At 64.5% G+C, this 12,228-nt stretch carries 7 protein-coding genes; 5 read left to right on the forward strand and 2 right to left on the reverse strand.

The genetic code is table 11. The annotated features are described in order from the left end of the window. The first annotated feature begins 18 nt into the window (after positions 1-18). Positions 19-1,614 (forward strand): sulfatase, encoded by a 1,596-nt coding sequence (locus DQG19_RS19085; protein WP_116127905.1) that lies wholly within the window; start codon positions 19-21, stop codon positions 1,612-1,614. Between the two features lie 4 nt (positions 1,615-1,618). Here the strand turns inward: DQG19_RS19085 and DQG19_RS19090 are convergent, their stop codons facing one another. Then, complete coding sequence (locus DQG19_RS19090; protein ID WP_198661811.1) at positions 1,619-3,931, reverse strand: transglycosylase domain-containing protein; 2,313 nt, start codon at positions 3,929-3,931, stop codon at positions 1,619-1,621. A gap of 315 nt (positions 3,932-4,246) precedes the next feature. Here DQG19_RS19090 and DQG19_RS19095 point away from each other — a divergent pair, with 315 nt between their 5' ends. The 4 genes from DQG19_RS19095 (at position 4,247) to DQG19_RS19110 (ending at position 11,490) form a co-directional block, all read left to right on the forward strand. After that, the gene (locus DQG19_RS19095; RefSeq protein ID WP_116127907.1) at positions 4,247-6,913 is read left to right on the forward strand and encodes a GDSL-type esterase/lipase family protein; all 2,667 of its coding nucleotides are present in this window, start codon (positions 4,247-4,249) and stop codon (positions 6,911-6,913) included. A gap of 170 nt (positions 6,914-7,083) precedes the next feature. Then, a complete protein-coding gene (locus DQG19_RS19100) occupies positions 7,084-8,715 on the forward strand; it encodes a S8 family peptidase (RefSeq protein ID WP_116127908.1) in 1,632 nt (543 codons plus the stop codon). Between the two features lie 106 nt (positions 8,716-8,821). Then, positions 8,822-9,862 (forward strand): selenide, water dikinase SelD, encoded by a 1,041-nt coding sequence (gene selD / locus DQG19_RS19105; protein WP_116127909.1) that lies wholly within the window; start codon positions 8,822-8,824, stop codon positions 9,860-9,862. A 44-nt stretch (positions 9,863-9,906) separates the two neighbouring features. Further along, positions 9,907-11,490, forward strand: coding sequence for an FAD-dependent oxidoreductase (locus DQG19_RS19110; protein ID WP_116127910.1), 1,584 nt, complete (start codon positions 9,907-9,909; stop codon positions 11,488-11,490). Positions 11,491-11,493: 3 nt separating this feature from the next. On the opposite strand, the gene DQG19_RS19115 is transcribed toward DQG19_RS19110, so the two are convergent. Next, complete coding sequence (locus DQG19_RS19115) at positions 11,494-12,087, reverse strand: pyridoxamine 5'-phosphate oxidase family protein (protein ID WP_116127911.1); 594 nt, start codon at positions 12,085-12,087, stop codon at positions 11,494-11,496. Positions 12,088-12,228 lie beyond the last annotated feature (141 nt).

Here is a 12,228-nt window from a genome sequence, read left to right on the forward strand (position 1 = left end):
ATCGGTTATATTGCCGGTATGTACCGATGCCTCTACCTGCTTTCCCTGGCTGGCCTGCTCTGCACCTGCGGCCCCGCCCCCGATTCCGACACCGACCGGCGCGGCGGTGTATCGGACCGACCGAATATCATCTTCATCATGTCGGACGACCACGCCCAGCGTGCGATCTCCGCCTATACGGATGAGCTTATTCAGACCCCGAACCTCGACCGGATCGCGGACGGGGGCATGCTGTTCCGCAATAGCTTCGTGACGAACTCGATCTGCGCGCCCAGCCGCGCGGCCATCCTGACGGGCAAGTACAGCCATATCAACGGCAAGATCGATAACCTGAGTCCCTTCGACCCCGACCAGTGGACCTTCCCGGAAGCGCTCCACGAGGCGGGCTACCGTACCTCGCTGTTCGGCAAGCATCACCTGACCTACGTACCTAAAGGCCTGGACGAGTACCGCGCCCTCATCGATCAGGGGGACTACTATAACCCGACCTTCATCCACAACGGCGATACGTTGGCGCCCACCATGGGCTACACCACCCGGCTAATTACGGATTACGCGCTCGAGGAACTGCGGCGCAACGCCGACGGGGAACAGCCCTTCATGATGCTGTACTGGCACAAGGCCCCCCACCGCAACTGGATGCCGGATACCAGCGACCTGCCCGGCTTGCTCGACAAAACCTATCCGGAACCCGCCAACCTGCGCGACGACTACGCCGGCCGGCCGCGGGCCGAACACGCCGACATGCGCATCGCCGACATGTTCGTCAGCCAGGACCTGAAGGTGATCGAGGAGTACGAGCCCAACGACCCCGGCACCGGCGGCGCCACCTTCTGGGAAGGGGGAACGGAACGGATGGCCCAGTACTTCTACAACGAGATCGACCGGCTGACCCCGGAACAGCGGGCCGCCTGGAAACCCTTCCTGGATCGCGTGGGCCGCGAATGGCAACGGGTGAAGGGAACGGACGAGGAGCTGAGCTGGCGCTACCAGCGCTACATGCAGGATTACCTTGCGAGTGTCAAAAGCGTAGACGATAACGTGGGAAGGGTCCTGGATTACCTCGACGAAAGCGGGTTGGCCGAGAATACCATCGTCATCTACACCAGCGACCAGGGATTCTACCTCGGGGAGCACGGCTGGTACGATAAGCGGTTCATGTACGAGGAGAGCCACCGCACTCCGCTGCTGATAAAGTATCCCCCGCTCATCGAGCCTGGCACCAGCACGGACGCCCTGGTACTCAACATCGACCTCGCTCCGACCTTACTGGACCTGGCCGGCGTACCCGCACCGGAGGACCTGCAGGGCTACAGCCTTGTGCCGCTATTCGAAGGCGAGACCCCCGCCGACTGGCGCGATTACATCTATTACCGCTACTACCAGCAGATGAACAGCTTCCACCGCGTGGCCCGCCACGAAGGCGTACGCGGGAACCGCTACAAGCTTATTCACTTCACGGAGCCGGGCTTCGAGGGCTACGAGCTGTACGACCTGCAGGAGGACCCCATGGAGATGGAAAATCGGATCGACGATCCCTCCCTCACCGCGGAAAAGGAGCGCCTGCAAACGGAACTCCGCGAAAAGCGGCGGGAGTTGCGGGTGACGGACTAGCGGATCAGCCACCCTCCCCGACGGGGAGGGTGGCGGTTTCCCTGACGGGGAGGGTGGTTTCGGGAATGTCTTCGGCGTCTTCGAGTTGGTCTACGATCTCCACCGGAGGAATATACTCGGCACAGTAAAAGGACTCTTTGACCTCCTGGGACAACTCGGGGAAATCCACGCCGAGGGTAGTGGCCAGGGATTCATCCTTTTCCACGTTCTGCAGGAAGTAGGCCCAGATCGGCAGGGCCGAGCGGGCGCCGTTGCCCATATCGCCGCTGCGGAAGCGAACGCCGGTGTTCTCGCCGCCGACCCAGGCGCCACCGGTCAGGCCCGGCGTGCTGCCGATGAACCAGCCGTCGGCCATGTTCTGCGTCGTACCGGTCTTGCCAATGGAGGGGCGCAATACCCCGTATTGCCAGCGGAGACGACTGGCGGTGCCCCGCTCCACTACGCGGCGGAGCATGGTGCGCAGTTCGGCGGCCGGCTCGGGTTCCAGCACGGTGGTCCATTCGCTCTCGTGGCGGTAGATCACCTCTCCGGCGGCGTTCTCGATGCGACTGATGTACCACGGCGCCGTATAGCGGCCGTCGTTGGCAAAGGCGGCGTAGGCGGCGGTCATTTCGTACAGGCTGCTCTCGACCGTACCGAGGGCGATGCTGGGGATGGGACGGATCTCACCGGTCAGGCCCAGCTGCCGGGCGATCTCGACGACCGGCTCGGGAGTGGTTTCCATGATCATGCGGACCGCCGCCACGTTGATCGAGTGGGTAAGCGCACCGTGCATACTGTAGGTGCCGCCGTGGTTCCAGTCGGAGTTGTGGGGCGTCCAGGGACCTTCCTCGTCGGCGTAGGTCCTCAGGGCGTTGCTGAGGCGGTAGCAGGGGTCGAAGCCCTCGCGCAGGGCAGCCGCGTAGACAAATGGCTTGAAGGTGGAGCCGGTCTGCCGGCGGCTGAGGACGTGATCGTAGCGGCTGAAGTCGTAGTCGCTACCTCCCACCCAGGCGCGGACCGCGCCTTCCAACTGATCGATCACGAGGAAGCCCGCGCGCAGGAACGTCAGGCTGTGGGCCACGCTGTCCAGCGGGGTGAACTCCCCCTCCAGGGGCTCTCCGTTGGGGACCAGCAGCTCCATCGACCGGGGTGTAGTAAAGTCGGCCATGATGGCCGTGCTGTCCAGGCCGGCGGCCCGGGCCGCGCGGTAGCGTTCGCTGTTGCGTACGGCACCCCGCAGGCTGGCCTCTGTTTCCCAGGCGTCGCGGCGGCCGAGGTGACGGACAAAGTCGCGCTGCAACTCGTCCATTTGCCGGACCACGGCGGCCTCGGCGTGCTCCTGCAGGCGCAGGTCGAGGGTGGTATAGATGCGCAGGTTATCGCTGTAGATGTTGTAGGAATTTCCGTCGGGGCGGTCCACGTCGGCCATCAGCCGCAGGGCCTCACGGCGAACCGCCTGCACGAAGTGGGGGGCCAGCACCTCCTCCTGCGCCTTGCGGTGGTAATTGAGGCGGAGCGAGTCCTGCAGACCGGCCTCCAGCTCTTCAGCAGTAAGGTAGCCGGCACGGGCCATCAGGCGAAGGACCAGGTCGGTACGGGCGGCGTTGCGCTCCGGAGCGCGTAGGGGGTCGTAGCTGGAGGTGCCCTTCAGGGAGGCGACCAGACTGGCCGACTGCCGCAGGCTGAGCCGGGAGGGGGGCTTCTGGAAGTAGCGTTCCGCGGCGGCGGCGATACCGAACGTATTGCCGGGGAAGCTGACCGTGTTGAGGTAACGTTTGATGACCTCCTCCTTAGGCATCACGCTCTCCAGGCGACGCGCCAGGATCCCCTCGCGCACCTTGTGGAGAACCAGGTCGGTCTGGTAGCCGTACCCCAGCTCCGACCGGCCGTAGGCGTTCTTGATCAGCTGTTGGCTCAGGGTAGAGCCACCGCCCTGGTCGTCTTCGCCCTGGAGCAGGGTTTTCCAGAGTACGCGGCCGTAGGCGGTCCAGTCGATTCCGTGGTGATTGTAGAAGCGGCTGTCTTCGGTAGCGACGAGGGCGTCAATGAGGTGCTGCGGCAGTTCCTCGTATTCAGTGACGGTCCGGTCCTGGGCGTAGAAGCGTCCCAGGCTCAGGCCATTAGCGTCGTACACTTCGCTGCCCACGTCGTTGCGGTAATCCAGCAGGGCCTGGCGCGAGGGCATTTCGCCGAATGCGCCCAGGTTGACGAGCAGGAGGAACATTCCCACGGCCAGCAGGCTACCGGTTGCCAGCAGGGAAAGTCCCGCTGCGGCAAAAAACGTTTTGGGGCGCTCCCGGCGCCAGTAGCGGAGGCGATCGTAAAACTTGTTCATGGTCTTCGGGGAGTTGCTGCGAATAGGTACCTGAAAAACAAGGGGTTGCAACCTATGTTTGGGTTTAGAATACATAAGACGGGGAAAGGGGGAATAAGTCACCTCCTTTTTCCCGTTTTCCGGGCGTGACGGTCCGGCGGTCCGGCGTGGCATCCGGGCGGTACCATCGAATATCGGCGACTTCCCCCGGCGGCGGGCAATCCGGGGGGCCGGGGGGGCGTTCCCCTGCCGCGACCTAAGCCTTTCTGGGGGTCGTCCATGCGTGCCCCCAGGGGTGGCGTGCCGGCCAGTTTTTGACCTTGGTATTTGGCTCTCATGAACGTCTCCAGTTTTCTATCGCTCTGCCTGCTCACCGTGGGAATGGTGGCCCCGGGCCCCGTCCGCACCCAGGCCCTCGATACCATACTCGTCGATTTCGGTTCGACGACCAGCGAAATTCCCCGCTGGAACAACGTGACCAGTCCCGCAGCCGGCGCCTCCCTGTCGCTGTCCAACGCCCGGGGGCTGCAGACCGCCTACCGGCTTACGGTGACCGACGCCTTTGCCGCCATCAACTACAACGGAGCGAAGGCGGGCGGTCCGGCCGGGTACCCCGCCTCCGCGACCGGCGATTCCTTTTACGGCAATACGGCCACCTTCCAAAGTAAGTCGGAACCCACCGGCGCCGTCACTTTCTCTTCCCTCCGGCCGGAGGAAGTCTACACCTTCGAAATCTACTCCTCCCGGACGGGTACCGGGGGAGATAACCGCACCGGCCGCTACATCCTCATCGGCGCGGAACGGGATACGGTTACCCTGAACGCCGCGGACAACCTGTCCCAAACAGCCGTGGGAAGCGTTCGCCCGGCGGCGGATGGTACGATAGTCCTGCTGGCGGAGAGCGATCCGACCAATACCAATCCCTACGCTTTTTATTACCTCAACGCGGTGGCCGTCACCTATCCCTTCGAGGACCTCGCCACGGAAGCGGGCGCCGAGGTGGGCCGCGACACCGTACAGGTAGATTTTGGCTACTCCACCAGGCGATCGGGGTTCGGCTGGAACAACGTCACCCACCCGTCGCTGGGCAAGGTGGCCGACCTGGTGAATTCCTCGGGCTTCGCGACGGGCTACGGCCTCGCCGTAGTGGACGCCTTCAATAATGTGAATGAGGAAGGTACGCTCCAGGCCAGTCCGCAGCTTGCCTACCCGGATTCCGCGTCGTCCGATTCGTTCTACGGAAATACGGTGGAATTTGCGGGCAAGACGCAGCCGACCGCGGCGGTGGAGATTACGGGCCTGGAACCCGCCGAGCCTTATGCGCTGGAGCTGTTCGCCTCCCGTGTCAATACTACCGACAACCGACAGACGATGTACATCATCCAGGGGGCCGGCCGGGATACCGTTTACCTGGACGCCGCGGCAAACTTTGGCCGGGTCGCCCGGGATACGATGGTGCCAACGCCCGGCGGCCGGCTGGTGATTACGGTTGGGCCCGGGCCGGACAACGATAACGCTTACGGATTCTACTACCTCAACGCCTTGCGCCTTACCTACGCCGAGCAGGATGCGGAGGAGGTAGCGGAACTTTCCCTGCTGAGTCCGACCGGCGGCGAGTACTACCAGGTGGGCAAGGAAGTTACCGTGGCCTGGGCGTCCGCGGGTGTCCCGGAGGTTGTGCTAGAATATTCGGTTGACGCCGGCGGTAGCTGGATTCCGATCGATACCGTCGACGGGAGTGACCACGCCTACCCCTGGACGGTACCCGACGCCCCGACGCGGACGGCCCGCCTGCGCATTTCGGCCGCCACCCTAAGCGAAGCCAGCGGCGGTGACTTCACCATCGCCCGGGACACATCCACCCTGACCATTGTCATTGTGGGTAGTTCTACGGCCGCGGGCAACGGCGCTTCGGTGGCCGACAGCAGCTGGGTCAACCGGTACGCCGCTTTGCTCAGGCGGGACACCCGCTTTCAAGTCGTCAACCTGGCGCGGGGCGGTTATACCACCTACCACGTCCAACCGACCGGCACCCGCAACCCGGACACCATCGCGATCCCGGTCGACCGGGATCGAAACAGCACCGCGGCCCTGGCCTTTGACCCCGCGGCCATCATCGTCAACCTACCCTCCAACGACGGCGCCCGCAGCTTCCCCGCCCGCGACCAGCTGGCGAACCTGGACCGGATGGTGGCGGAAGCCGACGGGGAGGGGGTGCCGGTCTGGATCGCGACCACCCAGCCGCGGAACTTTAGCGACCCGGCACAGATAGCGCTGCAGGAGGAGATGCGCGATAGCATTTTCGACCGGTACGGCTCACGCTCCCTCGATTTCTGGAACGGCCTGGCGGACGCCACTGGGCACATCGACCCGGCGCTCGATAAGGGCGACGGGGTGCACGTCAACGACGGCGGGCACCGGTTGCTCTTCGAGCGGGTGGCCGCGGCGGGCATTTCGGAGGCCGTCGTTGCCGCCTCCGCGATCACGTTACCGGTGACGCTGACCGCGTTTTCCGCAACGCGAACCCCGGCGGGAGAGGCCCGCCTCACCTGGCAGGTAAGCGACGAGCGCGACCGTCCGACCTACGTCGTGCAGCGCGCCGCGGCGCAGGGGAGCTGGCAGGACCTGGTGGCGGTGGCCGGACGGGGCCGGGCGGAGTACGTCTACGTAGACGCCGACTGTCCGCCTACCGGCGTCCACTACCGGCTGCGCATCGTCGAGCAGGATGGCAGTGCCCGCTACTCACCCATTCGCAGCGTAGCGGGCACCGGCATGGGTGACGCCCCCGCGGCCTATCCAAACCCGACGTCCGGTCCGGTGACGGTGGTAACCGCTGCGGCGGCGGCCGGAACGCCCATTCGTGTAGTGGATGCGGCGGGGCGCACCGTTCTTATTAGCGCTACTGACGCTGTCGGTATTGCGCGACTGGACCTGAGTGGGCTGGCCCCGGGTTACTACACGGTGCGCACGGCCGGCGGGGCGCTGCGTATCATCCGCCGCTAGGCGCGGAAAAGCGGGAGCCTTGCGCTATGTTTGTGGCGCTTTTAAGGTTTTCCTAACCAACGCCCGGCCGGGCTACCGGTTTTCCTAGCATACCTGCCGGCCCTGCACCTGCGTCCCCGCCCCGGGACGCTGTAAGGTGGGACCCCGAGTTTATGCCAATCAACCAATCTATGAAACAGTTACTTCTCCTCCTGGCCTTCGCTACCACCGTCGGCCTTTCCGCCCAAAGTTCCGTACCCGATAATTGGTGGGAGCTGGACCGCGACGAAAATTCCTACCCCGGCGTAAGTGCCGAACGCGCGGAAACCTACCTGTCCGGGAAGCAGGCCGAAACCGTGGTCGTGGCCGTGATCGACTCCGGCGTCGACATCGAGCACGAGGACCTCAAGGACATCATTTGGACCAACCCCGGTGAGATCCCCGGCAACGGTATCGACGACGACAACAACGGCTACGTGGACGACATCCACGGGTGGAACTTCATCGGCGGCGCCGACGGCCGCAACGTGAACTACGAGAACCTCGAGATCGTACGCCTGTACAACAAGCTCGACGCCAAGTACAACAACCGCAACCGCGACGGACTGAACAAGAAAGAGAAGGCCGAGTACGACCGCTACCAGGAGTACAAATCGACCATCGAGAAGAAACAGGAAGAGCTCGGACCCACGGCCATGCAGTACGAGATGATCAAAACGGCCATCGATGGTGCCCTCGAACAGATGGGGAAGGAACCCGCAGACGTGACCGCCGAGGACATCGCCGAACTGGAGAGCGAAGACCAAACCATCGCCATCGTTAAGCAGGTAGTGGCCAACGCCACCGCCGGCGGTACCACTTTCGCCGAGCTCTACGAGCAGCTGGAGGGAGCCCAGGAATACTTCGACAGCCAGCTGAAGTACAACTACAATCCCGAGTTTGATGCCCGCGAGATCGTCGGCGACGACCCCACGAACCTCAAGCAGCGCAACTACGGCAACAACGACGTGGAAGGCCCCGATGCCGCCCACGGTACCCACGTATCCGGCATCATCGCCGGCGTGCACGGCAACGACATCGGCGTGAACGGCGTAGGCGGCACCTACGTCCGGATCATGAGCGTGCGGACCGTCCCCAACGGCGACGAGCGCGACAAGGACGTGGCCAACGCCATCCGCTACGCCGTGGACAACGGCGCCAAGGTGATCAACATGAGCTTCGGTAAGGGCGCCAGCCCGTACAAAGACGCCGTGGACGACGCCATGAAGTACGCCCAGAAGCACGACGTACTGCTGGTCCACGCCGCCGGCAACGACGGCAAGCTGCTGACCCTGGAGAACAACTACCCCAACGATACCTACCAGGGTAAGCGTCGGACCGGCAAGACCTGGATCGAGGTCGGTGCCGCCAGCAGCAGCTACGACGACAACCTGGCCGCCCCCTTCTCCAACTACAACAAGAAGTACGTGGATGTCTTCGCCCCCGGGGCGCAGATCTACTCCACCATCCCCGACGACCAGTACGCCAAATTCGACGGTACTTCGATGGCCGCCCCCATGGTGGCCGGTATCGCCGCCCTGCTGCGGAGCTACTTCCCCGACCTGAAGGCCAAGCAGGTAAAGGAAATCATCGAGCAGAGCGCTGTCCCGGTCGACCTCGAGGTCGTGAAGCCCGGTACGGACGGCGAAAAGGTGAAGTTCGGAGAACTGAGTGCCACCGGTGGACTGGCCAACGCCTTTACCGCCGTCAAGCTCGCCGAGCAGACCAAAGGAAAGAACCGTAAACTGCGCGACGACCGCGACCCCAGCCTGCGCCTCTACTAGCGCTTAGTCTCGGCAACCCCGGCCCCCGGTACGGATGTCCGCGCGAACTTACCTTCGCGCCGTCCGAACCGGGGGCTTTTTTATTTCCCCCCTAAATCTTCCCGACATGACCGATATAAAGCTCACTGAATTCTCCCACGGCGCCGGCTGCGGCTGCAAGATCGCCCCCGCGGTCCTCGACCGTATCCTGGCCGGTACCGCCCCGGGAGAAACCTTTCCCGACCTGCTGGTGGGCAACCAGGAGCGCGACGACGCCGCCGTCTACGATCTGGGCGACGGGACGGCCGTGATCAGTACCACGGACTTCTTCATGCCCATCGTCGACGACCCCCTGACCTTCGGCCGGATCGCCGCGACCAACGCGATCAGCGACGTATATGCCATGGGCGGCACGCCCCTCATGGCCATCGCGATCCTGGGCTGGCCGGTGGATAAGCTCCCCCCCGAGGTGGCCGGACAGGTAGTGGAAGGGGGCCGGCAGGCCTGCGCCGAGGCGGGCATTCCCCTGGCCGGCGGCCACAGCATCGATAGCCCGGAGCCCATCTTCGGACTGGCGGTAACGGGCCGCGTGGCCATCAAGCACCTCAAAAAGAACGGCGGAGCCTACCCCGGTGACCTGCTGTACCTGACCAAGCCCCTCGGCGTCGGTATCCTCAGCACCGCCCAGAAACAAAAGAAACTCCGCCCCGAGGACGCCGACCTCGCCACCACCCAGATGGTGCGCCCGAACCGGCTCGGCCCCACGCTCGCGGAGCTGCCGTACGTCCACGCCATGACCGACGTGACGGGATTCGGCCTGCTCGGCCACCTCAACGAGATGTGCACGGCCAGCAATGCCCGGGCCCGCGTACGCATGGCCGACGTGCCCCTGATCGATGCCGAACTGCTCGACCATTACCTCGACGCCGGCTGCATCCCCGGTGGCACGAAGCGCAATTTCGCTAGCTACGGCAAGTACGTCAAGCTCGACACCGACCGTCAGAAGTGGCTGCTCGCGGACCCGCAGACCAGTGGCGGGCTGCTGGTGGCCGTGGCTCCGGAACGTGCCGCGGACTTCGAGGCGACCTGCGCCGCGGCCGGTCACCCGGTTGCCCCGCTCGGGGAAGTGCTGCCCTCCGGCCCCGGCGCCCGCGTCGAGGTGGTGTGAACCAATGGGGCGGGGCGTGCTTATAGCAGGCAAAGTACCGACCCATGACCCGAGTTTTCTCCCTCTCACAGCTTCCCACCGGCCACATGCACAGCGTAAAGGTGGGCGATTACGACGTCCTCCTTGCCAACGTAGCCGGCGAAGTCTACGCGGTGGAGAATAAATGTAGCCACTACCAGTTCGCCCTGAGTAAGGGTGCCCTGTGCGAACACCGGGTGCGCTGCCCGCTGCACCACGCCTGCTTCGACGTGCGTACCGGCGAGCAACTCGAGGCCCCCGGCATGGACGGGCTGCCTCGCTTCGAGGTGCGGGTAGCGGGAGACGACATCCACGTAAGCGAAGAGCCGGTAGCCAAGAACCGCCCCGACCCGGACGGCTCGTGGCCGGTAAAAACTCCCACCGACAACCACTATACCTACGCCATCGTGGGCGGCGGAACGGCCGGTGCCTACGCGGTAGAGGCCATCCGCGCCATCGACCGCGAGGGCTCGGTGGTCCTCCTCAGTCAGGAAGAACTGCCGCCCTACGACCGCACCAAGGTCAGCAAGAATTTTATGCAGGAGGATATGGAGACCGCGAAGCTCTCGCTCCGCTCCGCCGACTTCTACCGCCGCTACGGCGTCGATTTCCGGGCGGGCGCGCAGGTGCAACGGCTGGACCTGAACACCAAGACCATCGGGCTGGCCGACGGCAGCAGCATCGCCTACGACCGCGTACTCATGGCTACCGGCGGCATCCCCGTGGAACCGGATATGCCCGGCCTGGACCGTGACGGCGTGTTCACCATACGCAAACCCGCCGACGCGGTGGCCGCCCGCGAGCAGGCCTCCGAGGGAAGTCGCGCGGTGATCATCGGCGGCAGCTTCATTGGTCTGGAAACGGCCATGAGCCTCGGCAAGCGCGGCGCGCAGGTGACGGTGGTCGAAACCGCGGACCTGCCCTTCGGCAAGGTATTCGGAGAGCAGGTCGGCGCGTACACCCGCAAGCTCCACGAAGACGCCGGTGTGACCTTCCGCTTCGGGCGGAAGGCCAAAGCGATCACGGGCAACGGCGCCGTCACGGGCGTCACCCTGGACGACGGCAGCGAACTGCCGGCCGACCTGGTCGTGGTGGGCATCGGGGTACGGCCCGCCACGGACTACATCGCGGGCGTCGCCTTCCAGGACGATCACAGCATCCGCGTCGACGGCCACCTGGCAGCGCACGGCGAGAACGCCTGGGCCGCGGGGGATATCGCCACCTACCCCGACCGGGAAGGATTACTGCGCATCGAGCACTGGAAAGTAGCCGGACAACAGGGACGCGTGGCCGGTCGTAACATGGCGGGGCAGGCGGAGGCTTACCAGATGGTCCCCTTCTTCTGGACCAACCAGCAGGGGGTCAACTACCGCTATGTGGGCCACGGTACCGACTACGACGAGATCGTTTTCGACGGTACCCCCGGGGAATCGCCCTTCCTGGCTTTCTACGTCAAGGACCGCCACGTACAGGCCTGTCTTGGCGTCAAGCGTGACGCGGAGGCCGCGGCCATCAACGAGCTCATGGCGCTGGGGCAAATGCCGCCGGTTGAGGATCTGGTGGGGCAGGACTGGCTGCAGCGCTGTCGCGACGTACAGCCGGCAGGGTAGGGGCTAGGGGGTGATCCACTCCCACGTCCACTCACCGGCCCGCCGGTGGCCCAGGGCGCGGCGGTTCCCGTCGCGATCCAATTGCAGGACATCGGCCCACGCCAGCGTCGTCACCAAAATCCCGAAATTTTCGCGGGCGTAATCCGTCCCGTCCAGGTCAAGGCTGTCCCAGTCTTCGGGGAGGTCGCTACCCCCCCCCGGCAGCGGGGTGCCGGGAGCGCTGCGCGTCGCGTAGGCCTTACGGCTATGTTTGGGCAGGTCGGCGAAGACGGCGTCGGTCTCGGCGGCGTCCGCCCAGTGGGTAGGACCGCCGCACATCAGCTGGTAGCGGGTCTCCCGATCCCAGAAAACGTAACTGAACTCCGGATGCGCTTGCAGGTGGTCCACCTTTACGGAGCGGGTGTCGGTATAGGTGCGCAGGGTGGCCGCGTCGGGATCGGCCGCACGGAGCACCACCATCCGGCCGCGGGCCAGGCCGCCGGAGCCGCTGGAGCACAACGTGGGTAGGGCAAAGGGGTGGTCGCCGTCGTCGGCGGCCTCCCGGAGGAGGTGTGCAATTTCTGACCAAACGTTAAGGTTTGTTGCGGAACGACGCATTTGTTGTGTTTTACCTATCTTGGAAGTATTAAAATTGGGACGATGGAAACACTTTTAGGTGATTTCGACGTACTTACATCAAACCTTGTCCATTGGTAAGGTTGCAAACGTATCTGACAAAGAACATGGCCACTACCCATC

It is taken from the genome of Lewinella sp. IMCC34183 (assembly GCF_003390915.1).
Lineage (GTDB): Bacteria > Bacteroidota > Bacteroidia > Chitinophagales > Saprospiraceae > Neolewinella.

What these genes read in the sequence shown, in the direction of transcription:
- DQG19_RS19085 (WP_116127905.1), top strand. Translation starts at nt 19, where the DNA reads ATGTACCGATGCCTCTACCTGCTTTCCCTGGCTGGCCTGCTCTGCACC.
- DQG19_RS19090 (WP_198661811.1), bottom strand. Translation starts at nt 3,931, where the DNA reads ATGAACAAGTTTTACGATCGCCTCCGCTACTGGCGCCGGGAGCGCCCC.
- DQG19_RS19095 (WP_116127907.1), top strand. Translation starts at nt 4,247, where the DNA reads ATGAACGTCTCCAGTTTTCTATCGCTCTGCCTGCTCACCGTGGGAATG.
- DQG19_RS19100 (WP_116127908.1), top strand. Translation starts at nt 7,084, where the DNA reads ATGAAACAGTTACTTCTCCTCCTGGCCTTCGCTACCACCGTCGGCCTT.
- selD (WP_116127909.1), top strand. Translation starts at nt 8,822, where the DNA reads ATGACCGATATAAAGCTCACTGAATTCTCCCACGGCGCCGGCTGCGGC.
- DQG19_RS19110 (WP_116127910.1), top strand. Translation starts at nt 9,907, where the DNA reads ATGACCCGAGTTTTCTCCCTCTCACAGCTTCCCACCGGCCACATGCAC.
- DQG19_RS19115 (WP_116127911.1), bottom strand. Translation starts at nt 12,087, where the DNA reads ATGCGTCGTTCCGCAACAAACCTTAACGTTTGGTCAGAAATTGCACAC.